The following is a 26,993-nucleotide window of genomic DNA, read 5'->3' on the forward strand; positions in this document are numbered from 1 at the left end:
AAAATATTTTATGCAAACAATCCCGGAGGGATGTAACGACGTGCATGTCGTTACATCCCTCCGGGATTGTTTTTATTTGTTGGTTCGTGGTGGGTTACAAATATTGCATCGCTCTGCGATTTTATAAAGCGCCTCAAATAGAATCTGCTCGAATTTTTTCAATCTCAAAAAACCTTACATCCGCTTTTACATTCTCTAAAATCTTCTGCGAGCGTTCGGGTCTTGCGTCGGTGATGAAAACCTGGCCCAGGAAGCCGGTGTCGATTAATTCGATGAGTTTTTGGATGCGGCGATCGTCGAGTTTGTCGAAGATGTCGTCTAGTAACAGGATGGGTGTTTTTTCTTTTTCTTCTTTTAGTAATTCAAACTGCGCCAGCTTCAATGCGATCAGAAAAGACTTCTGCTGGCCTTGGGAGCCGAATTTTTTGAGCGTCACCCCGTCAATTTCGAAGGTGTATTCGTCTTTATGAATGCCTTTTCCTGTTCGTTGTGCATGTAAGTCGCGGGCGCGGTTCTTGCGGAATTCGGCTGCGAAATCCTTACTCGCGACTTCACTTTCATAGATAACCTCCACTTGTTCATGCCCGCTGCTTAGAAATTCATAGCTTTTCAAAAACAACGGCACAAACCGGCTCATAAACGTGCTCCGGTGATTGTAAATGCGCTGCGAAAGGATGATTAGCGGCTCGTTATAGGTTTCCAACAAGTCTTCATCCACATAATTCCGCTCTGCAAAGAGCTTTAAAAGGCCGTTTCGCTGGCTGAGGATCTTGTTATATTGCAGAAAATCAGTGAGATAACCAGGCGTGGCCTGCGCCAGAACGCCGTCGAAAAAACGTCTGCGCTCCTCGCTGCCGTCGCGGATCAGGTCCGTATCATTGGGTGCAATTAAAACCAAAGGGAAAAGGCCGATGTGATCGCTTAGCCGGTCATAGTTCTTTTTATCGGCCATGAAAATCTTCCTTTGGCCGCGTTGCATGCTGCAAGTGATCTGCGTGTTTCTGCTGGAATCCTTAAAAACGCCGTCCAGAACAAAAAAATCCGCTGTATGCCGAATGCCCAGCGCATCCTGATTATGGAAAGCGCTTTTGGTAAGACTCAAAAAATAAATGGCGTCCAAGAGGTTCGTTTTTCCACTCCCATTCTCCCCAACCAGACAATTTACATGTTCCCCAAAGGTGAAGGCTTTCTCTTCATAGCTTTTAAAGTATGTAAGATGGAGCTTTTCTAGCCACATGAACTTCTTTGTTATTTAGTTTATGCTTATTTTCGCAAATCAATTTGCGTGAGTACGGCAAAAACAGACTCTGTTCAAACCTCAAACTTTAAGACAAAGTTCTGTCTTTATAAACGAGAACCAAATACATGGCCACCGTTACTGAAAAAAAGAAAAAATCAGACCCAAAGAAGTTGCAGCATCCGAAAGAACAATACATGTTCTGGTTCGAGAATATGCTTTTACAGCGTCGTTTTGAAGAAAAAGCCGGCCAGCTTTATGGTCAGCAGAAGATCAGAGGATTTTGTCACTTGTACATTGGCCAGGAAGCCTGCTCGTCCGGAGCCGTTACAGCGCTGAAAGAAGGCGACAAATACATTACTGCCTACCGCGACCACGGCATTCCGCTTGCATTAGGAACTTCGCCGAATGCGATCATGGCCGAACTTTACGGAAAGAAAACAGGGACTACCAAAGGAAAGGGTGGGTCAATGCACATTTTTGATAAAGAAAAAGGCTTTGTAGGAGGTCACGGGATCGTAGGAGCTCAGATTCCCCTGGGAGCTGGAATCGCTTTTGCGGAGAAATATAACAAAACCGGAAACCTTTGCATTTGCTATTTCGGTGATGGAGCCATTCGTCAGGGTGCTTTTCACGAAGCATTGAACATGGCGATGAGCTGGAAATTGCCGGTCATTTTCGTTGTTGAAAACAATGGATATGCCATGGGAACTTCGGTTGCAAGGTCTTCTAATGTTACAGAGCTTTACACATTGGGTGAGGCATATGATATTCCTTCTGAGCCTGTTGACGGAATGAGCGTTGAAGCCATTCACGAAGCGGTTGGCAGAGCTGCTGAGCGCGCCAGAAGCGGTGAAGGCCCTACTTTCCTGGAATTCAGGACTTACCGTTACAGAGGCCACTCGATGTCGGATCCTCAGAAATATCGTTCAAAAGAGGAAGTGGAGGAATACAAGCACCGCGACCCGATCGAACAGATCCGCTCCGTGATTCTTGAAAACCAGCTGGCAACGGAAGAAGATCTGGACAACATTGATAAGAAAGTAAAAGAAATTGTTGCGGAATCGGTTCAGTTCGCGGAGGATTCAGAGTTCCCAGACGCGAAAGAGGCTTACACAGATGTTTATGTAGAGAATGACTATCCTTTTGTAATGGATTAATCAGTCATAAAGCAATTTAAAAAAAACCCGCCGGATTATTTCGACGGGTTTTTTAAGTAAATTCGGCTTTTACAATTACAGAACAATCTTGTTTTTGCTTTTCAACGTAAATAGAATTTTAGTAATAAGATAAGAATATGCCCTTAGACCAGGAATTAGAAAGCGAAGAAGAAGAAGTTGGCAAAGAGATGTCGTTTATCGGGCATCTTGAAGAATTAAGATGGCATGTGATTCGGGCAGGTGGATCTATTCTTGTTTTTGCTATTCTGGCCTTTATATATATTAAAGAAATATACCATTATGTGATCATTGCGCCTTCACAGCCAGATTTCTGGACTTACCGAATGATGTGTAAGCTGGCAGAGAAAGTGCAGTACGACGATCTGTGTATCAAGGCGTTAAATTTCAAATTGCAGGCGATTGGTGTAGGTGACCAATTCACAATGAGTATGACTTCCGCGGTTATTGCGGGTTTGGTTTTCGCTTTTCCTTATGCTTTCTGGGAAGTCTGGCGGTTTATTAAGCCGGGGTTAAGGCCATCGGAACGCAAATCAGCCAGGGGTGCTGTGTTTTATGTTACGTTCTTGTTTTTCTCCGGGGTGTTCTTTGGATATTACATTGTAACACCATTGGCAATCAACTTCTTAGCTAATTTTACGCTGGATCCTTCGATTATCAATGAATTCAGCTTATCGTCTTACATATCACTGGTTGCAACATTGACATTGGCTTGCGGAATCGCATTCCAGCTTCCTATCGTGGTTTATGTGCTTGCAAAAGTAGGAGTGCTTACACCATCCTTCATGCGTGAATATCGCAAACACGCCATGATCGTAATCCTGATCGTCGCAGCTGTTATCACTCCATCACCAGACATTTACAGCCAGGTAATCGTCGCTATCCCATTGTTCCTGCTTTATGAATTAAGTATTCTGGTTGCAGGGAAAGTGGAAAGGGAGAAGCTTGCTGAGGAAAAAGCACTGGCTAATAGTACTGGGGATATTTAATTTTAGGCATTTCAATTTAAAGCATATTACAGACCTCAGCCAATCGGTTGAGGTCTTCTTTTTGGTGGAGTGCGCTGATGGCTAGTCTTGTGATGGGCAGATCGGTGGGGCTTGGGTAGGAGAAGCACGACGGCATGATGCCGTTTGAGAGTAGAGTTTCATAAAGAGCAGGGTTTTGGCTGCAAAAAACGGGATAGGCCGGAACGCTTTGGAAGAAGTTTGGAGATCTTAGTTGATTATGAAAATATGCAATGTTAGCAGCCAACACCCCCCTGACATGCTCGTAATGTTTGTTTTCAAGCAGTTTTTTAAGTGCGTAAATATAGGCAGGAGCTGGTGGCGACGCGCCCGCAAACCAGGGTGAATAGCGAAATTCATGATAGGCAGCATTGTCACATGCAATCACGCCGCCCGGAATGCCCAATGCTTTGTTCAATGAGGACACCATAATGACATTAGCTTTGCCTATGCCGTTAATTAATTTGTAAAGACCACTGCCGTTTCCATACACGCCCAGCGTATGCGATTCATCGACAATGATCCAAATATTAGACCTTCCATCAGGTAAGTTTTCAAACAGAGTAAAGTCAAATGCTTCAACCAATGGTGAGCCGATGCCATCGGTGCAGATGATGTGAGCCGTATCTGCCTGACTTTCGTGAATTGATTTTACAACTTCCTTCGCCCAAGTTGACCAGGTGCTTGTGGACAAAGTGAACGCATTTCCCCATAATGCAGGATGTACTTTTGGAGCGTAATGATATTGAATTGATGAAAAATCAGTTGTCTTCGAAACCAAATTTTCGATCATTTTCATGACCATTTGCCCAGCCCACATTCCAGACGAAACGATCAAGGCAGATTCCGAGCCAATCCAATTTGCAAGCTGGATTTCTGTTTCCTCATAAATTCCCAACCTTAAACTATTGTTGCGAGAACTTCCAAAGTGTGTTCCGTAATGCTGAAAACCTTCAATAATAGAGCTACGAAACACTTCGTCGTGTCCCATTCCCAGGTAATCCGTTCCACTAAACCATAGATATTCAACGCCATGATCAGCGATGACAGTTCTGCCCGGAAGTTGATTAGTTTGAAAAGTTTTCATGGAAATGCGCTGTTCGAATGTCAGGCATTCAAAGTGGCGCCGGAACCATTTCCATCTGGGAAAATAACCTGGCCATAATCAAATGTTACGCCCGAAGCCGGATCATTTTTGATCAAGAGTGATCCATCCATGTCCACGTAGTCGAGCAAAGGCAGAAAATGTGCAATAGCCGAAATGCCAACACTACTTTCCGTCATGCAACCGATCATCGTTTTCATTCCAAGACTTTTAGCCTCAGCAATCATCCGTTTCGCGGCAGTAGGCCCGCCGCATTTGGTAAGCTTGATATTGATGCCGTGAAACAAACCGTGGCAAGATTTTACATCGCTTTCAATGATACAACTCTCATCGGCAATAACAGGAAGCACACATTGGGCAAACACTTTCTTCATGCCTTCCAAGTCATTTGCAGGCAGCGGCTGTTCGATGAATTCGACACCCAACGCTTTCAGTTCAGGAGCAAAACCGATGGTTTGCTCGGCAGTCCAGGCGCAATTTGCGTCCACACGAAACCGCGCATCGGTATGTTTCCGCAATTCCGCTACTATACGAAGGTCTTCGTTGGTCCCCAATTTAATCTTGTAAATCGGCCAGGGAAGCTCTTTCATTTTGGACACCATTTTCTCAACCGTATCAATGCCGATCGTGTAATTGGTGAGCGGAATGATATCAATATTCAACCCCCAACTTTCGTAAAGCTTTTGATTTTTCTTTTTGGCAAATAAATCATGGGCGGCTTCGTCCAATGCACATTGTGCGAAAGAATTATTTTTCAAGAATGGATGAACGAGCTCCCAAAGCGCTTCTGCACTTTGATAAGCACCATTTTCGATCATCGTTTTTGCCGTTTCCAGCGACTCGATCATATTCTGGATCGTAATGCCGTAGTAAGGATTGCTGGTTGCTTCTCCCAGGCCGCTTATATCGCCGTCCCGGAGTTCCACGATCAATGTGGGCTGAACATCGCGAGAATCGTGTGCAATGGTAAATGTGTGCCTGAGTTGCAGGTCAAATGTGTGATAGATCAGTTGCATTAGTGAAAGTGTTAATTACGCATATCCAGTCCCCAGGACAGTTTACTTCGCAATGTATTGAGGAAACTGTCATCACGCATTTTTATTAATCGTGCGATGAAGCCGGCTTTTCTAACGGTTAATAACGTGTTTTCATCCACAACCCTTGACCTTGCATCCAGGGAGACCAGAAAGTTGTTGCTACGGCTTTTTACTTCGAGCCGGATAACGGCCGTATCTTCCACAACCAGCGGCCGAACATTCAAATTATGTGGGCTGATGGGTGTGATAATAAAGTTTTGAGAATGCGGAACGAGCACCGGCCCGCCGCAGCTGAGGGAATATCCGGTTGAGCCGGTGGGTGTTGAGATGATGAGGCCGTCGGCCCAGTAGGAGTTCAAAAACTCATCATTAAGATAAGTGTGAACCGTGATCATAGAAGAAGTATCGGTTTTTGTGATCGTAAAATCATTTAAACCAAAATTCTGACCGTCAAATAAATCAACATTGGATTCTATTTCAACAAGCGTCCTTTCATCGATCCGATACTGGCTGTTTTCCAGCGCCTGGATCATATCTGTGATCCGTTCAGGAGGCACAGTGGCCAGGAAACCAAGCCTGCCGACATTAATTCCGATGGCCGGGATCTGTCTTTTTCCTACATGAGAGATGGTTTCGAGCAATGTTCCGTCCCCGCCCATACTTACGATCAGACGTGCGTCAAAAAGTTCGTCGGGCCTTTCATATACAAGCTCAGAGTAATGCGTGATCCCGTTCTGATCCAGAAAATTCCGAAAGGGTTTGGAGAGCTGGACTTCAACGTTCCGGCGGGACAGCTCATTGAACATGTTTTCAATGAACGGGCGGGCGGACTCATTAAAGTTGCGTCCGTGAATTGCTATTTTCATGGAAGAAAAAGTAGATCATCTTGTTTCTTCCGAAAGATACGCGCAAATATGCCGATTCAAAATAGCGGCACGAGAAGTAATGTGAAGAAATCAGGTGGCAAGATATCTCAAAAGCATATCCAAACGCTCCTGATCTACGCTTTCGATCGGATCATTGGCATGTGCTTCCTCGATCTCATAACCGAACCGTTCGAGCGTGGCAATGATGGGCGTAATGTGCGTACGGTTGAGTTTCAAAGTAAGCCGGGCCTCATTCAGCGGATTATAGCTCTCGCCTGACGAATAGTAGCTGCTCAGGACTTTGGTCCCATTGGATTCGATCAAACGGCTGATCTCAGAAAGCGAGTAGCTGCGTTCGGCAATTTTGAGCACAATAACGGCGCCTTTTTCCTGTACACCCAGCTCATTTACAAAATGTTCGATCAGATCATTTACCAAAATACTTCCTGCGAAGCTCCGGTCTTCATGTAAAACCGGTATGATCAGCAAGCCAAATTGATTTACAATACGCAAAAGTTCGTAAGGATGCTGGTCTTCGGAAGCAAAAATGTCCTTATGCTGAATGATGATCTTCGCGAGCGGATCCGAATTGTCCGTGACATCATACAAAATGTCTTCGGATACAATGCCCTGATAAATGCCGGAATCTGCAACAACAAGCTGTTTAACACCAAATTCATCCATCCAGTCCAGTGCCGTACTAACCGAATCGGTCAGTTTCAGAACGGGGATCATGGGATTAATCAGGGTAGCAGCAAGCATATTTTCAGAGCGTCATTTTTCGAATCTATAAAAAAACTATATATGTAACAACTTTCGTATCAAAAGAAATTCCCTTTAAAAAAAGTCAGGCAACAGGCACTGAAATATGTGTTTCTAAAAAGCTTTCCAGTATCACGTTAAATTCATGAGGGCGTTCCATCATGGGCGCATGGCAGCATTGATCAATGAAATGCAGCTCGGAACCGGCAATAAGCCTGTTGAACTCATAACCTACATGCGGCGGCGTAATGGTGTCATTCAATCCCCAGACCAATAACGTAGGCACATTGATTTCATGCAGATCTTTGGCCAGATTGTGGCGCTGCGCGGATTTGGCGATGCCAACAATGCTCATACATTTCGGAATGCTGGACGTTGTTTCAAACACTTCATCGATCAGATCTTTCGTTGCAACCTTCGGATCATAGAATGTATATGCAACACGCTCCCGGATGTAATCGTAACTGCCGCGCTTTGGAAAAGAGCCGCCCATTGAGTTTTCAAACAAGCCCGAACTTCCTGTTAAAACCAGTTTGTGAACGTTTTCCTGGTTCTTTAAAGTATATAACAAACCAATGTGCCCGCCCAGTGAATTGCCGATCACGGTGACATTGGTAAGGTTTTTAAAAGACACAAAATCTTCCAGGAATGCCAATAGCGCTTCCAAACCAGCTTCCCGCGGAGGCAATTCATAAATAGGAAGCAAAGGAATTATAACACGGAAGCGACTGGAAAAATGATCTATGATGCCGTCCCAGTTGCTCAATGCACCGAAAAGGCCATGCAAAAGCAGTAATGTTTCGCCTTTTCCCTCGTCGATAAACTGAAACCTACCTTCTGCATGTACTGGATATTTCATTCTGTTATTGTGGATTGATTATGATATGGCTCATTTTATAACACTTCAAAGAAACTAGTGCATGATTTCCATAAGCTACAAAACTAGTTAAAATTTTTTATTGGTAACAGACATAAAGTAACAAAGCAAATTCTATTTTCTTGTAAATATTATATTAATAATGTCAAAACTTGAAACATAACATTGAATGGTGCAATTTGGTTTTAGACGCGTGCAGAACGTGCCGGGACGTTGCCTGTTTTCTTGTCGCAGGTAAAAAAGCACACTGAACTGCTTCAAATGGGTAGAGACAAGTCTAATCGAAATTTAGTTACATTTTATAGTTATAACGATTAGAAAATTATTAAAACACAAATATTTAATATGACGCTCCCCAAAGCATTTTCTGCATGGATTAGCATTCCGTTTTTCCTGGTGCTTTCCTGCACATTCCAGGCAACCGCGCAAACTGTCGTGCCACTCTATCCGGACAAAATTCCGAATGCAATAAACGGACCGGACGAAGAGACCAATAAGGACCAAGTTATCCGAAAGGTGTCCAAGCCAACATTGACCGTATTTTTGCCACCCGTAGCGACTGCAAATGGTTCTGCTGTGATTGTGTGCCCTGGCGGTGGTTATGGCGTCCTGGTGATGGAATGGGAAGGTTACAGGATCGCGAAGGAACTGAACCAATCCGGAATTGCGGCGATTATTTTAAAATACAGGTTGCCGGATGAAAAAATCATGAAAGATAAGTCCATAGGTCCGTTGCAGGATGCGCAGCAGGCGATCAAAACGGTGCGTGAGCGTGCAAAAGAATGGAAAATAGATCCGGCGAAAATCGGGATTATGGGTTTTTCGGCGGGCGGACATCTTGCTGCAACAGCCGGGACGCATTATGACAGCACATTTATTTCAAACCCTGAAAAAACCAGCCTGCGTCCCGATTTTATGATCCTGGTGTATCCGGTGATCAGTTTAATGGATAAAATCGGACACAAAGGATCAAGCAGTAATTTGCTGGGCTCGTCTCCGACAACGGAAAAGGTTAAATATTTTTCAAACGAGCTTCAAGTAAAGAAAACAACCCCGCCTGCATTCCTGACGCATGCTGGCGATGATACAGTTGTGCCGGTGTCGAACAGCATCAAGTTTTACGAGGCGCTTAATGCCAATGGCGTTCCGGCGGATATGCACATCTATTCCAAAGGCGAGCACGGCTATCCCAAGACACCCGAGTTAAGTGAATGGTTTGGCCGTTGCCTGCATTGGATGCAGGTGAATCAGTTTTTACCTTCAAAATAACATTGTGTTAATCTGAAAATTCGGGCAATGCGCGCCAGATTGCATTTTTCATTTCCTCGTCATTTCCACTTTCAAGCGCTTTTCTAAGCATTTGAAGCATGTTTTCAGGGCATAAGGCTGATTCCTGGTTCGTGCTGACCAGGATTTTGGATTGCGTTACATTTTCGGAAATTTGGCAATCATCATATAATTCCTCACACAGTTTTTCGCCCGGGCGGAGGCCAATGTATTCAATGTTAATGTCATCCACATTGTGACCGGTTAATGCGATCATTCGTTTTGCGATGTCCAGGATCTTGATAGGCCGGCCCATGTCGAAGAATAATATAGCACCATTTTTTCCGGTTGCGCCTGCTTCCAACACAAGTTGGCAGGCTTCCGGGATTGTCATCATGTAGCGGCGCACATCCGGATGGGTAATGGTAATCGGTCCGCCTGCGCGAATTTGCTTTTCGAATGTTGGCATAAAGGAACCATTAGATCCCAGCACATTACCAAACCGGGTGATGACATATTGTGTTTTGAAACATTCGTTTCGGGCTAAATACTGAATGTAAAGTTCGGCAATGTGCTTGGTGGCGCCCATGATGCTGGACGGCTTTACAGCTTTGTCCGTCGAGATAAAAATAAACCTGCTGACCGCGTGTGCAATCGCAAGGTCAGCCAGGATTTTTGTTCCAAAAACATTTGTACTAATGGCTTCATAGGGATGATTTTCCATAAATGGCACGTGTTTGTATGCGGCCGTATGGAAAACAATTTGAGGCTTTGCGTTTGAAAATATCATTTCCATCCGGACTGCATCAGTAATGTTTGCCGGATAGGACTGGATGATAACGTTTCTGAATTGCTGACTGAGCCGAATATCAAGGTCATTCAGGGGTGTCTCGGCCTGGTCGATCAGGATGATTTTGAAAGGATGATATGAACAGATTTGCCATGCAAGCTCGCTGCCGATGGAGCCCGCCGCGCCGGTAATGAGCACAATGCTGTTGACAATTACTTTCTGAATGTTTGCCGGATCAAGCTCAATAGGATCCCGTTGCAAAAGATCCGCTGCATTAAAACGATTGGTTTCTCCGCAAACCGGAGGTTTTGAATTACTCGTGTGCATATTAAAAATGTAGGACCGGAAACTGCCGGATTTTACATTGATACGCACAATTTAAAATTGGTCACAAAAAAAGAGCTGTAAATGATGTACAGCTCTTTCTCCTAAATAAAAGTTAAGGGAATTTTATATCAGTCCTTCAAACACGCCCGGGGCCAGTCCGAAGAGGATTGTCAAAAATGTAGCAAGCAATAAAATCACCTGATAAAAGGGCGCAACACGGATTTTGATCAAATCACCTTCTTTTAAATAAGAAGCAATGATAACCCGGAAATAATAGTAAATACCCACTGCCGACATCAAAACGGCAATCACTGTGATCCAGATAATGCCTCTTTCCGCTGCACTCGTGAAGATGAAGAATTTACCCCAGAAGCCGGCTGTTAATGGAATTCCAGCCAATGATAACATGGATACGGCTAGTACAAACGCGAGAACCGGATTTTGTTTCGCCAGACCGTTGAATGCTTCGTAACGTTCGTTAGGCTGTCCTTCGAGTGTTTTTTCTTTGGAAACCAACATTAACACACCAAATGCGCATATCGTTGATAGTGAATAGGCTAGGGAATAAAATACAATGGCACTCTGTGATGGTTTGGTCAATGCGGTTAACGCAATTAACATATAGCCCGCATGCGAAATACCGGAGTAGGCTAGCATTCTCTTGAAGCTGTTCTGGCTCGTTGCACCAATGTTCCCGACTAGTAATGTCAGAACGGCGATGGTTGCGATGATAATCCACCAGAAGCCATAAATTTCACTGAATGATGTGTTTAGCAATCGGAAAAGTGCGGCGAAACCGGCTGTTTTTACGATTGTAGACATGAATGTGGTAAAAATCGTTGGCGCTCCTTCGTAAACATCGGGCGTCCAAAAGTGGAACGGCGCGGCTGACACTTTGAAAAGCATCCCGATCAACAAAAGCAGCAGACCGGCATATAAAATGTAAGGCTGTGCATCTGCCTGAATGTTGGATGCGAAGCCGTGGATCTGGCTTAATTTGAAAGAACCGGTTGCCCCGTAAATCAAGGTCATGCCGAAAAGCATAAAGCCCGTTGCGAAAGCGCCCATCAGGAAATATTTCAACGCAGCTTCATTGGAACGCAGGTTACGCTTGTTGCTTCCTGTTAAAATATACATCGCAACAGACAAGATCTCAACACCGATGAAAAGCATGATCATATGCTCAAAACCGATCATCATGAGCGCGCCAACAAGCGAAAAGAGCATTAACCCAAAATATTCCGCTGGCTCCGAATCCGGGTTTTCCTGAAAACCGCCTGAAATCGCCACAATCATAAATGCGGAAAGGAGCACAATACCATTAAATGCAAGTGTCAGGTTATCAACACGAAGCATTTCATAAAAATAAAGCAAAGGCCCTTTGTTCCACTCCACGAAATTACCTACTGTGGCAATCACAAGGAAAAGTAATGTGGCGGGAAGCAGGATGTTCTTAGTTTTCGAAAAGCCCAAAAACAGGGTTACGATACCAAAAACAGACAACAATATAATGGGATACATATTTTGACTAGTTATTAACCATTTGTAAAAGTTGACTTACAGCCGGCTCAGTTAATTTCAGAAACGTGTTGGGATAAATGCCAATCCAGAAAACCATGATCACCAAGGGCAAAAGCACAGCGCGTTCGCTCATGGTTAGATCCTGAAAACCTTCAACCCATTTGGAACGAGGCCCGAACATTGATTTTTGGAACATCCGCAGCATATAAACCGACCCGAGGATGATGGTAAGACCAGCAATGGCGCCCAGCCAGCCGTCATATTGGAAAACGCTGGATAACAACAGGAATTCACCCACAAAGCCGTTGGTCAATGGCAACGCAACGCTGCCCAGCAACAATATCATGAAATAGACGCTCAAATGCGGCGTGCTTTGCGTAATCCCGCCTAACTGGTCCAGATAGCGCGTTTTGGTGCGGGAATAAATAATATCAATAATGAAGAACAACCCAATCACATTGATTCCGTGCGCAAGCATTTGAATTAATGCTCCTTGCAAGCCATTGATCGAATAAGAAAACACCCCAGCGGCCATCAAACCAACGTGCGCAAAGGACGAGTAAGCGATCAAACGCTTCATATCGCTTTGTTGAATGGCAATGATAGAACCATAAATGATGCCGATCACAGACAAAACCATCGCCATCGTGCCCCATGTTTCCATACCACCCGGAACGATCGGAAGTAAAAAACGGATCAAACCATAAACCCCCATTTTCAACATGATCCCTGAAAGCAACATGGTTGCTGGCGTAGGAGATTCTGTGTAAGTGTCTGGCTGCCAGGTATGGAAAGGGAAAAGCGGCATTTTGATCGCAAAGGCAATGAAGAACGCCCAGAAGACAAAACCCTGAACTTGTTTGCTAAGCTGTAATGCGTAAAATGCAGTGATTTCAGAAGTATGCGTGCCGGGTGTTTGATAATACAAATAAACCAGCCCGACCAACATTAACAAGCTTCCGAAAATGGTGTAAATAAAGAACTTGAATGTTACTTTCAAACGATTTTCTCCACCCCAGATTGCTGCAAGGAAATAAACCGGAATCAGCGCAGCTTCAAAGAACAGATAGAACAGAAACGCGTCCGTTGCCGTAAAAACACCGATTAAGGCGGCTTCCATGAACAAAATCAGGGAATAAAACGAAGCAGGCTTTCTGTAATCGTGATTGAAAGCAGAAAGGATTATAAGTGGTGTCAGAAATGTCGTAAGTAAGACGAGGACTAAGCTGATGCCATCTATTCCGGCAGCAAAAGAAATGCCTCCCGAAGCCAGCCAGGCATATTTGAAACTAAATTGCGTCCCCGCAGCCGGATCAAATTGCAGCCAGGTGGCAATGGCAACGCCGAGCACAGCCAAACCGCTCACCAAAGCAACCTGCTTCGCCAGGCGTTCGCCTGAAAGCAGCGTGAGAACACCTGCGGCAATGGGTAAAAGTATTAAAAGAAGAGTAAGCATATTTTCAAGTCAACGGTCAGCAACAAATGGTGAACGGATTTAATGATCAAAGTAAAAGCTTCCAGAATAATATAACCACAATGCCCAAAACCATAGCGAAAACATAGTCTCCCGTAGATCCAGTCTGTGTTTTTCTCAAAAGCCCGGCAAAAAACTGCGTCAGTCTCACAAAAGCATTTACAATCAGATCAATGAAAAATTCGCCGAAACTGTAAAGGATATTGGATAAGGTCTTGATGGGCTTCACGAACACATTGTCGTAAAGCTCATCCACATAATATTTGTTGTAAACCAAACCTTGCAATGCTGATTTTGGCTGAGAATCCGGTGCCGGAACAGATTCTTTCTGAACATACATCACATAAGCCACAACCGCTGAAACCAACGCCACAGCCACCGAAACGCCCATTAACAAATATTCTTCTGAATGCGAAAGCTCCGTGGGCAAGAAGGCCTCAGGATTAACCATGCGCGATGCGTCGTATAAAGGACTCATGAACTCGGCCAGATGATGCGTGCCATGCAATGCTTCCGGAACACCAATAAAACCGCCTAATGCTGATAGAACCGCCAAAATAACTAATGGAATAGTCATCGAAGCAGGCGACTCATGCAAATGATGCTCCTGCTCATGCGTGCCTCTGAATGTTCCAAAGAATGTCAGGAATAGCAATCGGAACATATAAAATGAAGTCATCAACGAGCCCAAAACTCCGATCACCCAAAGCAACTTGTTATGCTCGAAAACATGCGCTAGAATTTCATCTTTCGAGAAAAACCCTGCAAATGGCGGAATCCCGGAGATTGCAATCGTTGCAATCAGGAATGTCAGGAACGTGATCGGGAGCTTTTTGCGTAAACCACCCATGGAACGAATATCCTGCTCATTGGACATGGCGTGAATCACGCTACCCGCTCCAAGAAATAGTAATGCTTTAAAGAATGCATGCGTAATCACATGGAACATGGAAGCCGAGTAAGCCATTGCACCCAATCCCATAAACATATAACCTAGCTGACTCACAGTCGAATAAGCTAGCACTTTCTTAATGTCATTTTGTAAAAGACCAATAGAAGCCGCGAACAATGCCGTCGCCGCGCCAATGATGCCAACGATCTCCAATGTGGAAGGCGCCAGGGAATAGAGGACATTGGAACGGATCACCATGTAAATTCCGGCCGTAACCATCGTAGCCGCGTGAATAAGCGCAGAAACAGGCGTAGGACCCGCCATCGCATCCGGCAACCACGTGTAAAGTGGAATCTGAGCCGATTTTCCCATTGCACCAACAAACAGGAATAATGTAATCATAATGATCACCGGATCACCGATTTCAAAATCCGTTGCTTTGCTAAAAACCTCAAGATACTCAACCGAACCGAACGTGGAGATGATTGTAAAAATCCCCAATAGGAAACCTAAGTCCCCTACACGGTTCATGATGAATGCCTTGCGCGCAGCATTGTTGTAATATGTGTTTTTATTCCAAAAACCGATCAGCAGGTAAGAGCACAATCCAACACCTTCCCAACCAATGAACATAATCACATAATTGGAACCCAAAACAAGCAGTAACATGAAGAACAAAAACAGGTTCAGATAAGCGAAAAACTTACCAAAACCCTCATCATGATGCATGTAGCCAATCGAATAAATGTGGATCAGCGAACCCACGCCCGTAATGATCATCAGCATTAAAAGCGAAAGCTGGTCAACCTGGAAAGAAAATGGAATGTTAAGGCTGCCAACTGTGATCCAGTCGAAAAGCGGGACGATAACCGGCTGACTGCCAGCGGCTAGAAATGCTTGGAATGTCATCACCGAAAGCACGAAACTCGCCACAACAGCCAATGTTCCGATAATGCCGACAGCGCCTTTGGGTATAGTCTTAAATCCGATTCCGTTGATCAGGAAACCAATCAGGGGTAAAAGTGGAATCAGAATGAGTAATGATGCAGACATGTTTATTTATTAATCTTTATTGGCAAATGCTTACCACTTCAATTTGTTGAGAAACCCGATATCCGTATTTCTTGTGTTTCGGTAGATCATTACGATAATCGCAAGTCCCACAGCCACTTCCGCTGCGGCAACCGCCATGATAAAAAACACAAAAACCTGCCCGGAAGGGTCAGATCTGTAAGATGAAAATGCGATAAGGAGCAAGTTCGCAGCATTGAGCATCAATTCTACAGACATGAAAATGATGATCGCATTGCGACGTGTCAGCACGCCGATAATGCCAATTACAAAAAGTAAAGTGCTGAGAATTAGATAATGTTGAAGTGGAATATTCTGAATAACCGCCGGTATATTGACCTCTGGAATATTGGGGTTTGGGATCATAGCAGGTTTACCTTGTTGGATATTCGGTTAAAATAGTCAAAAATAGATTTCCGGCAAAAATAGACATAAATACTACTTACTCAAGTGCGTTCGTCACCTTTATGTCAGCGCTGGGTTAATGCTCTTAATTTAATCTCTGTCAGTTTTCTTTTGGTATCCAAAGGAAACTCGCCTTTCATCATCCAGTCGAAGAAAGAAGGCTCATTTTTTAAGACTTCCGCAATGCGTTTTCCATTGTGTTTGCCAAAATTGAAAACTTCCTCGCCTTTATCATTGTAGGACATTCGTCCCGCAAAGTCAATCAATTTCGAGGCAGTAAGCTCATGCAATGCAGCCACATCGTTTTTGATAGGTTCCGTTTCAACACCATGTGAATCAACGACTTTTACACCTTCATAACGAGCGATTTGGCCCTGCAAAACTTCGAAAGTTGCAATGGTGTCCGCCTCCGCGCTATGTGCATTCAAAAGCTCTTTTCCGCAATAAAATTTATAAGCAGCACCCAGATTCCTGGGTTCCATCATATGGTAAATGCGTTGAGCATCAACTGTTTTGCGGTTTTTTAAATCAAATTCAACACCCACGCGCAGGAATTCTTCCACAAGCATAGGAATGTCAAACCGATTGGAATTAAAACCAGCCAGATCGCATCCTTCCAGAAATGTTGCGAGGTTTTTGGCAATGCCTTTGAATGTCGGCGCATCCTTGATATCCTCGTCATAAATGCCATGGATAAGGCTGCTTTCCAGCGGAATAGGCATTTCGGGATTGATCCTTCGGGTGCGGATTTCGGTTTCGCCGTTGGGAAGTGCCTTTACGACAGATATCTCAACAATACGGTCGCGGACGATATTGACTCCGGTTGTTTCAAGATCAAAAAAAGCGAGCGGCTTTTTCAGACGGAGGGTATGCATAAGACACTCAAATTTGATTTTCGAGCCGTGAAGTTACGCCTAAACCTAAGATACCGCAAGAAAGAGGTTAGTTTATACAGATTATAAAAAAGTTAAAATTTGAATGGCAGCGTCCACCGGTTGGTGCAGTTTATCTGCCGTTCCTATTTGGGATTGATTTGGAAAAGAACTTCTCAATTCCGATGGCTAACGCAGCGTCGCCGAAAAATAATCGCTTTTTCTGAGCGCATGGCTGTGGATTATCTAGCGGAATCTTTTCAAATCAAACCGATCTTTCTATGCGGACATCAACAATTCTTTTCAGGAGCCTCATTCTTCTCATGCTATTTTCAACTTATGGACAAGCTCAAAAATTGAAATATGGAATAAAAGGAGGAGTTAATGTTTCGGATTTTTCGTTGCGCACAAATGCGTTTTCACAAGGAATAAAGAACATTTGGAAGCCAATGATATTATCTCATGTTGGAGGCTATGTTGAAAAGCCATTAAATCAAACATTCGCTGTTCAGGCTGAGCTTTTGTATTCAATAAATGGAAGCAATGTCAATCTCTTCAAATCCTATGCACATTATTTGTCAATTCCAATGCTGTTGAATGTGCATTTTAGAAAAGGCGTTATTTTAGAACTAGGTCCACAAATAAGCTTTATACACGCCTCAAAGCGATCGTTGCTGTTAATGAATTCCAAAGTTGATTTCGGCATGACGGTAGGTTGCAGAGTCAATGTTTCTCCGTCCGTTAATATTGGATTAAGATGTGTTCAGGGATTAGCCCCATTAAGCAACTTGCTTAGAACAGTTGACAGCCAAGGCAATGCCAAAGTCCTCCGTGACTTTTACAGCAGGAATATACAACTGTCCGTTGCCTATCAACTCTCTAAACATTAGTCAAACCTTATCGACAGATTTTTCTTAATCCATCCAGCCATAAGACTTGGTAACCGCCTTCTGCCAGCCCTTATAGAATTTTTCGCGGGTTGCTTCTTCCATATTTGGGTTCCACGTGTGGGCGACAGCCCAATTAGCGGTGAGTTCATCGGTGTTTTTCCAATAGCCAACTGCAAGTCCAGCGGCATATGCTGCGCCTAACGCGGTGGTTTCGGCGACGGCAGGCGATACGACTTGAGTGTTTAAAATGTCAGACTGGAATTGCATCAAGAGTTCATTGGCGACCATTCCGCCATCTACGCGTAGGGAGGAAAGTTCGATGCCTGAGTCTTGCTCCATTGCCCGCACGACGTCTAATGTCTGATAGGCCGATGCTTCCAGAACGGCGCGTGCAATGTGGCCTTTGTTCACATATCCAGTCAATCCGGCAATTACGCCGCGCGCATCATTGCGCCAGTAAGGTGCGTATAAGCCTGAAAATGCCGGCACGAAATAGGCACCGCCGTTGTCTTCTACGGTTTTTGCCAGTTTTTCAATGTCGCTGCTTTTTTTAATCAAACCCAAATTGTCCCTAACCCATTGCACCAATGCGCCGGTGACCGCGACGCTTCCTTCCAATGCATATTGAACCGGATTGTCGCCGAATTTATAAGCAATGGTTGTTAATAAGCCATTTTCAGAAGTTTTGAGCTCGTTACCCGTGTTCATCACCAGGAAGCAGCCGGTTCCATAAGTGTTTTTGGCCATGCCAGGCTCAAAGCAAGTTTGTCCGACCAATGCAGCGTGCTGATCGCCCAAGATTCCTGCAACCGGGACGCCTGGAAGGATTTCATTATTAACATAACCGTAAATTTCGCTGCTGCTTTTGATGGCGGGCAGCATTTTTTCCGGAATGTCGTAAGCTGCGAGCATTTCTTTGTCCCACTGCAATGTTTTGAGGTTCATCAGTTGCGTGCGGCTTGCATTGGTAACGTCCGTAACGTGAATGCCGCCTTCGCCGTGCGTGCTGCCGGTCAGATGCCAGATCAGGAATGTGTCCATGTTTCCAAAAATGGCTTCACCTTTTTCCGCATCTTCACGAATTCCTTCCACATTATCCAGAAGCCATTTCAGTTTCAGGCCGCTGAAATAGGTTGAAACGGGAAGACCGGTAATTTCTCGGAATTGGTTCAAACCGCCTTCACGCTCATATTTTGCTACAAGTTCAGTAGTCCGCGTATCTTGCCAGACCAATGCGTTATAATAAGGTTTGCCCGTGCGTTTGTTCCAGACAACCGTTGTTTCTCTTTGATTTGTAATGCCAATCGCCGCAATGTCCGCCGCCGTCGCTGACACATTGATCCGCGCGATGGCCATCACTTCCAATGTGTTTTTCCAGATTTCAGTCGGATTATGCTCCACCCAGCCCGGATGTGGGTAAATCTGTTCGTGTTCTTTTTGTCCTACAGAAACGATATTTCCCTGGTGATCGAAAAGAATGCAGCGCGTGCTGGTGGTTCCCTGGTCAATGGCGGCAACGTATTTTGACATATTGGTATTATGATTGGCTTTATTTGCAATAAAGTCAGTAATTAGAGAAAATTACCTGATAGGGACAAATTGAAGCCGAAAACGAACCCTCACACACCTACAAAAATGAAATTTGCAAGGCTCAAAAAAGCACTTCTAATCCTAGCAGGCGTTTTTTTGCTGTTTATCATTCTAGACTTTGTCTTCCCTTTTCAACCCAAAATCTCCTACGCCACGCAGGTTACTGACCAAAAAGGCAACTTGATCTATGCTTTTCTCAATAAAGAAGACAAATGGCGCTTGTATGCCAGCATTTCAGAAATTACGCCGTTGCTGCGTAAGACATTGATTTATAAGGAAGATCAATACTTCTATGTGCATCCGGGGGTGAATCCGTTTGCCATTGTGCGTGCCGGTTTTCGCAATGTATATACTGGCCGAAGAACTTCGGGTGCTTCAACAATTACCATGCAAGTGGTTCGGCTTATCGAACCAAGGAAGAGGACTTACTTGAACAAAATCCTTGAAATCCACCGCGCATTCCAGCTCGAACTGCATTATTCCAAAGCCGAAATCCTGCAAATGTATCTCAATCTGGTGCCTTATGGCGGGAACATTGAAGGGATTAAGGCGGCTTCATTATTGTATTTTGGAAAACCGCCTCAGCTGCTCAGCTTATCAGAAATCACCGCATTAACCATAGTTCCCAATCGCCCGTCGAGCTTGCGGCCGGGCACACGTAATGACGCATTGGTAGCAGCGAGAAATCAATGGCTGCGCCGGTTTGAAGAAGAAGGGCTTTTTGAGAAAAACATTATTCAGGATGCATTGAACGAGCCGCTTGTTGTGAAGCGTTTGCAAGCGCCTAAGCTGGCGCCGCATTTGGCATTAAGGCTAAAAAAGGAAAACCCGGACGAGCCGGTTATTCATAGTAAGCTTAAAATGCAGCTGCAAAGCCAGATCGAGGAGCAGGTGAAAAACTACATTAACCGGCGACAAACGATGAATATTCACAATGCATCGGTGCTGGTGGTGAATAATGAGACGATGGAAGTGGAGGCTTACATTGGTTCGGCGGATTTCAATAATCCATTTGATGGAGGACAAGTGGATGGGGTTAGAGCGGTTCGTTCGCCTGGGAGCACTTTGAAGCCATTGCTTTATGGGGCGGCATTTGACCAGGGATTAATTACACCGAAAAACATTGTCAATGACGTTCCGAGCAATTTCAGCGGCTATGAGCCGGAGAATTTTGATCAGCATTTTAACGGACCGGTTACTGCTGAATTTGCATTGTCCAATTCGCTGAACATTCCGGCGGTTAAGATTTTGAAGGAAGTAAGCACGCCGGTTTTGATTGCAAAACTTCGGAAAGCAGGTTTTAAAACCATTGATAAACAAGCCAAAGACCTTGGACTTTCCATGATTCTCGGCGGATGTGGGGTTACATTAGAAGAATTGACGCGCTTGTTTGCAGCGTTTTCGAATAATGGTGAGCTGAAAAAGTTGCGTTATACATCGGAAACGCCTTTGGACAAAAAAGGAACGCCGATCATTTCTCAGGAAGCCGCTTATTTGTTAACCAACATTTTAACCCAAATCACTCGTCCCGACTTACCGACAAACTTTGACAACACCTATCATTTGCCGAAGATCGCCTGGAAAACAGGCACTTCATACGGAAAGCGGGATGCGTGGAGCATTGGTTACAACCGCAGATATACAATAGGCGTGTGGGTGGGTAATTTTTCCGGCGAAGGGGTTCCGGAACTGAGCGGTGCGAACACAGCGACACCATTGCTGTTTTCGATTTTTAATGCATTGGATTACAACTCACCGAAGGGCTGGTATGAAACGCCTGCCAATGTTTCGTTACGAAAAGTTTGTGCGGCGAGCGGCGACATCCCGTCTGATTTTTGCACACATCAAATTCTGGATCAATACATTATGGGCGTTTCGGCTTACAGGAAATGTCAGCATTTAAGGTGGGTTTTCACAGATAAGCCTGGGAAGATTTCTTACTGCACTTACTGTCTTCCTGAAAATGGATATGAAAAACGGGCTTATGCGAATCAGGCGCCAGAATTAATTGCCTATAATGAGATGCAAAAGATTCCTTATCAAAAAATTCCCCCGCATAACCCTGATTGTGAACGCGTTTTCCATGAAGGCCCGCCGCTGATCGTGAGTCCGAATGATGGAAGCGAATATTATTTACGGCCCGACGAGCCACAGCAGATCCAGCTAGCCTGTCAGACGTCCAATGACGTGCAGGAAGTTTTTTGGTATATTAATGATAAACTGAATAAAAAATCTGCCTCGCATGAAAGCGTTTTTGTGAGCCTTCCGCTGGGCAGAGTCAAGATTTCGTGCAGCGACGATAAGGGTCGCAACTCAAATATCTGGGTTACTGTAAAGAAGATGTAATGTTAAAGCGCTTGACCTTCGGCTTCCTGATATACAACCTGGATCAATGTCTGTCCAACAGCCTTTAATGTCTTAGGATCAATATGTTCCATGGTGTCGTCATTTGTGTGCCATTGATCGAAGAACGTTTTTGAAGCATTGTTGGCACGCGTGTGAATGATATCGATCATCGGAATCTTAGCGATTTTGTTCACCGGAAGATGGTCGTCTGTAATGGCACCGCCTCTTTCGTTGATAAAAATATTGTTGTATCCAAGTCTGCTCGCCGTATTCCAAACAGAATTCACAACACTTTCAGCCATCTGGACAGAATACCCTTCTTTGAAGAAAGTTGCTCCTTTTGCACCAGCCATGTCTAACAAAATTCCGAAATATGCTGTGTAATTTGGCGTATGTTTATTCGCTGCCCAATATTGTGAACCAAGGCAGAAACCACCATACTCATCACTTGCCTTTTCAGAATTTCCCCAATCCTCAGCGTCAAAGAAAATAATGTCAACACCAATCTCCGGAGCGGGTTTTTGAGCGGATAGCACGCGAGCAACTTCCAAGAGAATGCCCACGCCGCTCGCACCATCATTTGCTGCAAGGACCGGTTTGTATTTAACCAGCGAATCCTGGTCGGAAAAAGGTCTTGAATCCCAATGTGCTGCTAAAAGAATGCGTTTTGAAGCTTTTGGATTAAAGCTGCCAATGATATTTGTGGAATTCAGGGTATTGTTGTCGTAAGTCGTCGCCTTAAATTTTTGCTCAACAACGTCCAAACCGTAACCTTTAAGCGTTGCGGCTAAATAAGCTGCACAAGCATCGTGCTGTTTCGTATTTGGAACCCTAGGGCCAAAATCAACTTGCTTTTGCACAAACTTATAAGCCGAATCCTCGCTGAATGCAGGGCTTTTCACCAACGCAGGCGCTTGCTCGGCGGCTTGTTCGGAACTGTCTTTGGTTTTGCAGCCGTAAGCCAGCACACAGACAAACAATAATATAGATAACTTTTTCATAATCACTCTTCGTAAGCCCAATCGATCCGCACTTTTGTGTCGCGGATTACCAGTCCCTGATTTTTGAAGTAAGAACGGATTTCGTCTACTTTTTCGTAGTTCATTGATAATTTATATTCCTTATACAATTTCAGCATGCCGTCGAGGATGGCATAACCCTCGCTCAACTCTTCTTTCAGACCTAAAACGTCCTCGAAAAATGCGATGAAATTGTGTTTCAAAGCATTAAATGTTTCCTCCCCAAGCGCCGCCGATTTCAGCTGGCCCATGTTGAGCATATTAATGTATTTGAGCAAATTAAAAAGGTTGGCGAATGCAACCGACGTGTTCAGGTCATCATTCATTGCGCCATAGAATCCGTCAATCGATTTTTCTATTTCAATTTTCTTGATCTCATCAATGCTTACGCCTTCTTCTGGCACATAGGAAAGCAATTTTGCATTTCTCAGGCCATTTGCCAGCTTTTTGTAACCCTTATGCGCAGCCTTTAATGCGTCATTTGAGAAATCAAGCGTGCTGCGATATTGGCTTTGGAGCATAAAAAAGCGCACTGTCATCGGGCTGTAAGCCTGTTCCAGCAAATCATGATTTCCGGAAAATAGCTCAGCGGGCAAAAACGAGTTATTGAGCGATTTGGACATTTTCTGTCCGTTTACCGTCAGCATATTCGTATGCATCCAGTAACGCACCGGCTCCTCATTTGTTAAGGATTTTCCTTGCGCAATCTCGCATTCGTGGTGCGGGAATTTTAAATCCATTCCGCCGCCGTGAATGTCAAATTGTTTTCCTAAATATTTGGCACTCATGCACGTACATTCCAAATGCCATCCCGGAAAGCCCATTCCCCAAGGAGAATCCCATTGCATGATGTGCTCAGGGCTGGCCCTTTTCCATAACGCGAAATCGAGCGGATTGCGCTTTTCAGACTGTCCGTCCAACTCGCGGGTTTCATTCAACAGATCTTCGATGATCCGGCCAGAAAGCTTGCCATATTCATTGCCGTCCGCCTGATATTTATTGATATCAAAATACACAGAGCCGTTCGATTCGTAAGCAGCGCCTTTTTCTATCAAAGTCTTCACTGCTTCAATCTGCTCAATTAAATGTCCCGTTGCAGTCGGTTCAATACTGGGTGGAATCAGGTTGAATGTTGCTGAAACGTCGTGAAAGTCATTGGTATAGCGCTGTACGATCTCCATCGGTTCAAGCTTTTGCAGCTTCGCCATTTTGCCAATTTTATCTTCACCGACTTCGCCATCGCCCACCAGATGACCTACATCCGTAATGTTCCGCACATAGCGGACTTTATAGCCAATGTGCGTTAGATATCTGTAAAGAATATCGAAAGACAAAAACGTACGAATGTTTCCTAAGTGAACATTATTATAAACCGTTGGACCGCAGACATACATGCCGACATAAGGAGGAGCAATAGGAACAAACACATCCTTTTTACGGGTCAGTGTATTGAATATTTTAAGCGGCTGGAAAGTTTGCGCGGTCATCTATGTTTTTACTTTTTGATCTAATATTTGGAGGACGGTTTTTGTAGTCTCATTTCGACCCATCCGATAATTTGCTCTGCTCTGTCAAAGCCTATCTCTGCTAGTTCTGCACTCTTGGCGCCATCATAGCCCATTGCGAGATGTAGAATTTCATATGCCAAAGCAAAGTTGGAGGTGACTTTTTTGTCCATACTGCTTAATTCCTTTTGATACCATTCAACACTCTTTCTAGATTTCTTCTTTTTCTCTCCAAGTAATTCGTTCAGTGCTAATAATATTCCTGTGTAAGCAGTATGCCCCGCGATCTTTACATATTTTACATCACGATACAACCCATCTTGCTTCTTAGCATTGTTGCTCAAAAAATCCTTTGCATTGTCAATGTGCCTTCTGGCTTCGCTGATCGCTTCCATAGTAATGTGTTAGTGGTGAAAGTGGTAAATTTTACAAAAATAGCAAATAACCGATGATTGATTTAAACAGTTTGGCATAATACAATGTGACGGGGATGCTATTCGGGCGTTTTGATTATCTTCGCAGCGCTTTTATGGAGAAGGCCAAAATTGAAACTATCTTAAAATCAATACAATACTAATTTATGAGTTTATTAACCGTAGGATCTGTTGCATTCGATGCACTCGAAACACCTTTTGGAAAAACAGATAAAATTATTGGCGGTGCGGCCACTTACATCACACTAGCAGCATCATATTTCACCAAAGAAAATAATCTGGTAGCCGTTGTCGGTGGCGATTTCCCCGATGAAATGATCTCCCTATTGCAAGATCACGGCGTTAATACAGAAGGACTTGAAATCGTTCAGGACGGAAAAACCTTCTTCTGGTCAGGGAAATATCATGAGGATATGAACACGCGCGACACGCTTGTGACGGAGCTCAATGTAATGGAACATTTCGATCCTATTATTCCGGAAACTTACCAAGGCACAACGTTCCTAATGTTGGGGAACACAGTTCCAGCAACGCAAAAGCTAATTATCGAACGCATGACATCCCGTCCAAAACTCATCATGCTGGACACGATGAACCTTTGGATGAACATTGCAATGGATGATCTGAAGGCAGTGTTGAAAATGGTGGATCTGATCACGATCAATGATGAGGAAGCGCGCCAGCTTTCGGGAGAATACTCGTTGCGGAAGGCTGCGAAGAAAATCCTGGAAATGGGGCCGAAAACTTTGATCATTAAAAAAGGAGAACACGGCGCATTGTTGTTTCAGGACGATAGGATTTTCTTTGCACCCGCATTGCCGTTGGAAGAAGTTTTTGATCCAACCGGCGCGGGAGACACATTTGCAGGCGGATTTATCGGTTATCTGGCGAGCACGGATGACATTTCGTTTGAAAACATGAAACGTGCGATTATTTACGGATCTGCAATGGCGTCTTTCTGTGTGGAAAAATTTGGAACAGAGCGTATTGTGAACCTTACGCAGGAAGAAATTAATGCAAGAGTTCAGGATTTTGTGAATTTGTCGAGTTTCGAAATTCAATAATTACCCGTTTTGAAAGTTTATAAGTCTATGAGTTAAGAAGTTTTTATTCTTACTTGTAGACTTGTTTTTTATAAAGCCCATCATGCTCAGCAAAGCCACAAATCTTCTTTTCCTGTCGTTATTCATGTCTTTGAGCGCGGTTGCGCAGCAGGTTTTGCCTGAAACCAAGCATAAGCTTGTTGTCATCGCGCACCGTGGAAGCCACATTAATGTTCCTGAAAACACCCTTGCCGCTGCCAGAGAAGCCATCAACGCCGGGGCTGATTATGTGGAGGTGGATTTGCGGACAACCAAAGACGGTCATTTGGTCGTGCTGCATGACGCAACTGTGGACAGAACCACCAACGGCGCAGGAAAAGTGAGCACAATGACGCTGGATGAGGTGAAGCATTTGCAGGTTTTCAATCGAAATAAGAAAACCAACAAAATTCCCGAATTCAAGGAATTATTGGCTGTTTGCAAAGATAAGATCAACATTTACCTCGATTTTAAAGCAGCGGATGCCGCTGAAACCTGGAAGCAAATTCAAGCTGTGGGCATGCAAAAGCAGGTGATTGTTTACCTTAATAAAGAAAGTGATTATCAGGAATGGCAAAAAGTTGCTCCGAATGTGCCCTTAATGTCAAGTTTGCCCAAAGACATTGATACAAAAGAAAAGTTGACCGGTTTTTTGGAAAAAATGCCTTTGAAAATCGTTGATAACCTCCCGCATCCGCATCTTTTGAGCGCGTTGAATGAAGCAGGTGTGCAGGTTTGGCTCGATGTGCAAAGTGCAACCGAAGGACCGGCTTCCTGGAAAGTGGCTTTGGAAAAGCGCGTCCAAGGTTTGCAAACCGATCAGCCAGCAGCATTAATCAAATATTTGCAGGATAATAACGTGAGATAATCAGGCCTTTGCCGTCGCTTCAATCAGTTTCACTTTCTTAAAAATAGGGCAATCCGGCGTGTGTGCGCCAGGTAAGTAGCCTGTGCTCATGAGGAATTCATTCACGATTTCACCGCCGGTGAATTTGAATGTTTTCTTAAAAAGCTTAATCCATTCTTCTTTTGTCAAAGGATGATGCGCGTCGATCCAGCCTTTAAATGATCCGTAATCCTTTTTTAATTCCAGGATTTTCTGCGCATTGACTATCGCAGCATTCACCTTCAAACGATTACGAACGATTCCTGCATCCAGCAATAGTCTTTCCCGATCCGATTCATCATACTGAGCGATCTTCTCAATGGAAAAATTATCATAAGCTTTTCGAAAACTATCCTGCTTTCTCAACATTAATGTCCAGCTCAATCCTGCCTGATTAATTTCAAGGATCAAACGACCGAAAAGCTCATCATCATCTGTGATCTGGAAACCATATTGGTTGTCGTGATAGTGCTTATTTAGTAGAAAGTCGGTCGTTTCTAAAATATTATGATTGATATAGCTGCAATAAGACATGAGTTGAGATAGATTTTTTG

At 44.1% G+C, this 26,993-nt stretch carries 24 protein-coding genes; 7 read left to right on the forward strand and 17 right to left on the reverse strand.

Annotation, left to right across the window (positions count from 1 at the left end):
- Positions 1–133: 133 nt before the first annotated feature.
- Positions 134–1,237, reverse strand: a complete 1,104-nt coding sequence (recF, locus tag L0659_RS15320) for a DNA replication/repair protein RecF (protein WP_235127247.1) — start codon at positions 1,235–1,237, stop codon at positions 134–136.
- 128 nt (positions 1,238–1,365) lie between these two features.
- Between recF and pdhA the strand changes: the two genes are divergently transcribed.
- Both pdhA and tatC read left to right on the forward strand, forming a co-directional pair.
- Entirely contained in the window at positions 1,366–2,397 is a 1,032-nt protein-coding gene (pdhA, locus tag L0659_RS15325; protein ID WP_235127250.1) for a pyruvate dehydrogenase (acetyl-transferring) E1 component subunit alpha, read from the forward strand.
- A 137-nt stretch (positions 2,398–2,534) separates the two neighbouring features.
- Entirely contained in the window at positions 2,535–3,404 is an 870-nt protein-coding gene (tatC, locus tag L0659_RS15330; RefSeq protein WP_235127252.1) for a twin-arginine translocase subunit TatC, read from the forward strand.
- A 16-nt stretch (positions 3,405–3,420) separates the two neighbouring features.
- Here the strand turns inward: tatC and L0659_RS15335 are convergent, their stop codons facing one another.
- From L0659_RS15335 to L0659_RS15355, 5 genes are all read right to left on the reverse strand, one after another.
- Positions 3,421–4,509 (reverse strand): aminotransferase class I/II-fold pyridoxal phosphate-dependent enzyme, encoded by a 1,089-nt coding sequence (locus L0659_RS15335; protein ID WP_235127254.1) that lies wholly within the window; start codon positions 4,507–4,509, stop codon positions 3,421–3,423.
- 20 nt (positions 4,510–4,529) lie between these two features.
- The gene (locus tag L0659_RS15340; RefSeq protein ID WP_235127256.1) at positions 4,530–5,543 is read right to left on the reverse strand and encodes a dipeptide epimerase; all 1,014 of its coding nucleotides are present in this window, start codon (positions 5,541–5,543) and stop codon (positions 4,530–4,532) included.
- An 11-nt stretch (positions 5,544–5,554) separates the two neighbouring features.
- Positions 5,555–6,430: an NAD kinase gene (locus L0659_RS15345; RefSeq protein WP_235127258.1), complete on the reverse strand. Its 876-nt coding sequence runs from the start codon at positions 6,428–6,430 to the stop codon at positions 5,555–5,557.
- A 90-nt stretch (positions 6,431–6,520) separates the two neighbouring features.
- Complete coding sequence (locus L0659_RS15350; protein WP_235127259.1) at positions 6,521–7,192, reverse strand: CBS domain-containing protein; 672 nt, start codon at positions 7,190–7,192, stop codon at positions 6,521–6,523.
- An 85-nt stretch (positions 7,193–7,277) separates the two neighbouring features.
- The gene (locus L0659_RS15355) at positions 7,278–8,051 is read right to left on the reverse strand and encodes an alpha/beta fold hydrolase (RefSeq protein ID WP_235127261.1); all 774 of its coding nucleotides are present in this window, start codon (positions 8,049–8,051) and stop codon (positions 7,278–7,280) included.
- A 363-nt stretch (positions 8,052–8,414) separates the two neighbouring features.
- Between L0659_RS15355 and L0659_RS15360 the strand changes: the two genes are divergently transcribed.
- Positions 8,415–9,338, forward strand: a complete 924-nt coding sequence (locus L0659_RS15360) for an alpha/beta hydrolase (RefSeq protein ID WP_235127262.1) — start codon at positions 8,415–8,417, stop codon at positions 9,336–9,338.
- A 7-nt stretch (positions 9,339–9,345) separates the two neighbouring features.
- Here the strand turns inward: L0659_RS15360 and L0659_RS15365 are convergent, their stop codons facing one another.
- From L0659_RS15365 to L0659_RS15390, 6 genes are all read right to left on the reverse strand, one after another.
- Positions 9,346–10,452, reverse strand: a complete 1,107-nt coding sequence (locus L0659_RS15365) for a polysaccharide biosynthesis protein (RefSeq protein WP_235127264.1) — start codon at positions 10,450–10,452, stop codon at positions 9,346–9,348.
- Positions 10,453–10,575: 123 nt separating this feature from the next.
- Positions 10,576–11,973: an NADH-quinone oxidoreductase subunit N gene (locus tag L0659_RS15370; RefSeq protein ID WP_235127266.1), complete on the reverse strand. Its 1,398-nt coding sequence runs from the start codon at positions 11,971–11,973 to the stop codon at positions 10,576–10,578.
- 7 nt (positions 11,974–11,980) lie between these two features.
- On the reverse strand, positions 11,981–13,429 hold the full coding sequence (locus L0659_RS15375) for a NuoM family protein (protein ID WP_235127268.1): 1,449 nt from the start codon (positions 13,427–13,429) through the stop codon (positions 11,981–11,983).
- A 46-nt stretch (positions 13,430–13,475) separates the two neighbouring features.
- On the reverse strand, positions 13,476–15,392 hold the full coding sequence (gene nuoL / locus L0659_RS15380; RefSeq protein WP_235127276.1) for an NADH-quinone oxidoreductase subunit L: 1,917 nt from the start codon (positions 15,390–15,392) through the stop codon (positions 13,476–13,478).
- Between the two features lie 30 nt (positions 15,393–15,422).
- Positions 15,423–15,776: an NADH-quinone oxidoreductase subunit NuoK gene (gene nuoK / locus L0659_RS15385; RefSeq protein WP_026629568.1), complete on the reverse strand. Its 354-nt coding sequence runs from the start codon at positions 15,774–15,776 to the stop codon at positions 15,423–15,425.
- Between the two features lie 104 nt (positions 15,777–15,880).
- Positions 15,881–16,690, reverse strand: coding sequence for a 3'-5' exonuclease (locus L0659_RS15390; RefSeq protein ID WP_235127277.1), 810 nt, complete (start codon positions 16,688–16,690; stop codon positions 15,881–15,883).
- 278 nt (positions 16,691–16,968) lie between these two features.
- Here L0659_RS15390 and L0659_RS15395 point away from each other — a divergent pair, with 278 nt between their 5' ends.
- Positions 16,969–17,577, forward strand: coding sequence for a porin family protein (locus L0659_RS15395; protein ID WP_235127279.1), 609 nt, complete (start codon positions 16,969–16,971; stop codon positions 17,575–17,577).
- A 24-nt stretch (positions 17,578–17,601) separates the two neighbouring features.
- On the opposite strand, the gene glpK is transcribed toward L0659_RS15395, so the two are convergent.
- A complete protein-coding gene (gene glpK / locus L0659_RS15400) occupies positions 17,602–19,107 on the reverse strand; it encodes a glycerol kinase GlpK (protein ID WP_235127280.1) in 1,506 nt (501 codons plus the stop codon).
- A gap of 105 nt (positions 19,108–19,212) precedes the next feature.
- On the opposite strand from glpK, the gene pbpC reads away from it, so the two are divergent.
- Positions 19,213–21,513, forward strand: a complete 2,301-nt coding sequence (gene pbpC, locus L0659_RS15405; protein WP_235127281.1) for a penicillin-binding protein 1C — start codon at positions 19,213–19,215, stop codon at positions 21,511–21,513.
- Between the two features lie 2 nt (positions 21,514–21,515).
- Here the strand turns inward: pbpC and L0659_RS15410 are convergent, their stop codons facing one another.
- Genes L0659_RS15410 through L0659_RS15420 form a run of 3 tightly spaced genes read right to left on the reverse strand, consistent with a single transcriptional unit; the run spans position 21,516 to position 24,432 of the window.
- A complete protein-coding gene (locus tag L0659_RS15410; protein ID WP_235127282.1) occupies positions 21,516–22,514 on the reverse strand; it encodes a M28 family peptidase in 999 nt (332 codons plus the stop codon).
- A gap of 2 nt (positions 22,515–22,516) precedes the next feature.
- On the reverse strand, positions 22,517–24,019 hold the full coding sequence (gene cysS / locus L0659_RS15415) for a cysteine--tRNA ligase (RefSeq protein ID WP_235127283.1): 1,503 nt from the start codon (positions 24,017–24,019) through the stop codon (positions 22,517–22,519).
- A gap of 20 nt (positions 24,020–24,039) precedes the next feature.
- Positions 24,040–24,432 carry a DUF5618 family protein gene (locus tag L0659_RS15420; protein ID WP_235127284.1) on the reverse strand — a complete coding sequence of 131 codons (393 nt, stop codon included), beginning with the start codon at positions 24,430–24,432 and terminating at the stop codon, positions 24,040–24,042.
- A 185-nt stretch (positions 24,433–24,617) separates the two neighbouring features.
- On the opposite strand from L0659_RS15420, the gene L0659_RS15425 reads away from it, so the two are divergent.
- Positions 24,618–25,535 (forward strand): PfkB family carbohydrate kinase, encoded by a 918-nt coding sequence (locus L0659_RS15425; RefSeq protein WP_235127285.1) that lies wholly within the window; start codon positions 24,618–24,620, stop codon positions 25,533–25,535.
- Positions 25,536–25,617: 82 nt separating this feature from the next.
- A complete protein-coding gene (locus L0659_RS15430) occupies positions 25,618–26,421 on the forward strand; it encodes a glycerophosphodiester phosphodiesterase family protein (protein WP_235127287.1) in 804 nt (267 codons plus the stop codon).
- Here the strand turns inward: L0659_RS15430 and L0659_RS15435 are convergent, their stop codons facing one another.
- Positions 26,422–26,973: a DNA-3-methyladenine glycosylase I gene (locus L0659_RS15435; protein WP_235127289.1), complete on the reverse strand. Its 552-nt coding sequence runs from the start codon at positions 26,971–26,973 to the stop codon at positions 26,422–26,424.
- Positions 26,974–26,993: the final 20 nt, after the last annotated feature.

Origin of the sequence: Dyadobacter sp. CY347, from assembly GCF_021502655.1 — a bacterium.
Lineage (GTDB): Bacteria > Bacteroidota > Bacteroidia > Cytophagales > Spirosomataceae > Dyadobacter.

What these genes read in the sequence shown, in the direction of transcription:
- L0659_RS15350 (WP_235127259.1), bottom strand. Translation starts at nt 7,192, where the DNA reads ATGCTTGCTGCTACCCTGATTAATCCCATGATCCCCGTTCTGAAACTG.
- L0659_RS15425 (WP_235127285.1), top strand. Translation starts at nt 24,618, where the DNA reads ATGAGTTTATTAACCGTAGGATCTGTTGCATTCGATGCACTCGAAACA.
- tatC (WP_235127252.1), top strand. Translation starts at nt 2,535, where the DNA reads ATGCCCTTAGACCAGGAATTAGAAAGCGAAGAAGAAGAAGTTGGCAAA.
- L0659_RS15420 (WP_235127284.1), bottom strand. Translation starts at nt 24,432, where the DNA reads ATGGAAGCGATCAGCGAAGCCAGAAGGCACATTGACAATGCAAAGGAT.
- glpK (WP_235127280.1), bottom strand. Translation starts at nt 19,107, where the DNA reads ATGTCAAAATACGTTGCCGCCATTGACCAGGGAACCACCAGCACGCGC.
- L0659_RS15340 (WP_235127256.1), bottom strand. Translation starts at nt 5,543, where the DNA reads ATGCAACTGATCTATCACACATTTGACCTGCAACTCAGGCACACATTT.
- L0659_RS15395 (WP_235127279.1), top strand. Translation starts at nt 16,969, where the DNA reads ATGCGGACATCAACAATTCTTTTCAGGAGCCTCATTCTTCTCATGCTA.
- L0659_RS15335 (WP_235127254.1), bottom strand. Translation starts at nt 4,509, where the DNA reads ATGAAAACTTTTCAAACTAATCAACTTCCGGGCAGAACTGTCATCGCT.
- cysS (WP_235127283.1), bottom strand. Translation starts at nt 24,019, where the DNA reads ATGACCGCGCAAACTTTCCAGCCGCTTAAAATATTCAATACACTGACC.
- L0659_RS15370 (WP_235127266.1), bottom strand. Translation starts at nt 11,973, where the DNA reads ATGTATCCCATTATATTGTTGTCTGTTTTTGGTATCGTAACCCTGTTT.
- L0659_RS15390 (WP_235127277.1), bottom strand. Translation starts at nt 16,690, where the DNA reads ATGCATACCCTCCGTCTGAAAAAGCCGCTCGCTTTTTTTGATCTTGAA.
- pbpC (WP_235127281.1), top strand. Translation starts at nt 19,213, where the DNA reads ATGAAATTTGCAAGGCTCAAAAAAGCACTTCTAATCCTAGCAGGCGTT.
- L0659_RS15360 (WP_235127262.1), top strand. Translation starts at nt 8,415, where the DNA reads ATGACGCTCCCCAAAGCATTTTCTGCATGGATTAGCATTCCGTTTTTC.
- L0659_RS15345 (WP_235127258.1), bottom strand. Translation starts at nt 6,430, where the DNA reads ATGAAAATAGCAATTCACGGACGCAACTTTAATGAGTCCGCCCGCCCG.
- nuoK (WP_026629568.1), bottom strand. Translation starts at nt 15,776, where the DNA reads ATGATCCCAAACCCCAATATTCCAGAGGTCAATATACCGGCGGTTATT.
- L0659_RS15355 (WP_235127261.1), bottom strand. Translation starts at nt 8,051, where the DNA reads ATGAAATATCCAGTACATGCAGAAGGTAGGTTTCAGTTTATCGACGAG.
- L0659_RS15410 (WP_235127282.1), bottom strand. Translation starts at nt 22,514, where the DNA reads ATGAAAAAGTTATCTATATTATTGTTTGTCTGTGTGCTGGCTTACGGC.
- pdhA (WP_235127250.1), top strand. Translation starts at nt 1,366, where the DNA reads ATGGCCACCGTTACTGAAAAAAAGAAAAAATCAGACCCAAAGAAGTTG.
- L0659_RS15430 (WP_235127287.1), top strand. Translation starts at nt 25,618, where the DNA reads ATGCTCAGCAAAGCCACAAATCTTCTTTTCCTGTCGTTATTCATGTCT.
- L0659_RS15375 (WP_235127268.1), bottom strand. Translation starts at nt 13,429, where the DNA reads ATGCTTACTCTTCTTTTAATACTTTTACCCATTGCCGCAGGTGTTCTC.
- L0659_RS15365 (WP_235127264.1), bottom strand. Translation starts at nt 10,452, where the DNA reads ATGCACACGAGTAATTCAAAACCTCCGGTTTGCGGAGAAACCAATCGT.
- recF (WP_235127247.1), bottom strand. Translation starts at nt 1,237, where the DNA reads ATGTGGCTAGAAAAGCTCCATCTTACATACTTTAAAAGCTATGAAGAG.
- L0659_RS15435 (WP_235127289.1), bottom strand. Translation starts at nt 26,973, where the DNA reads ATGTCTTATTGCAGCTATATCAATCATAATATTTTAGAAACGACCGAC.
- nuoL (WP_235127276.1), bottom strand. Translation starts at nt 15,392, where the DNA reads ATGTCTGCATCATTACTCATTCTGATTCCACTTTTACCCCTGATTGGT.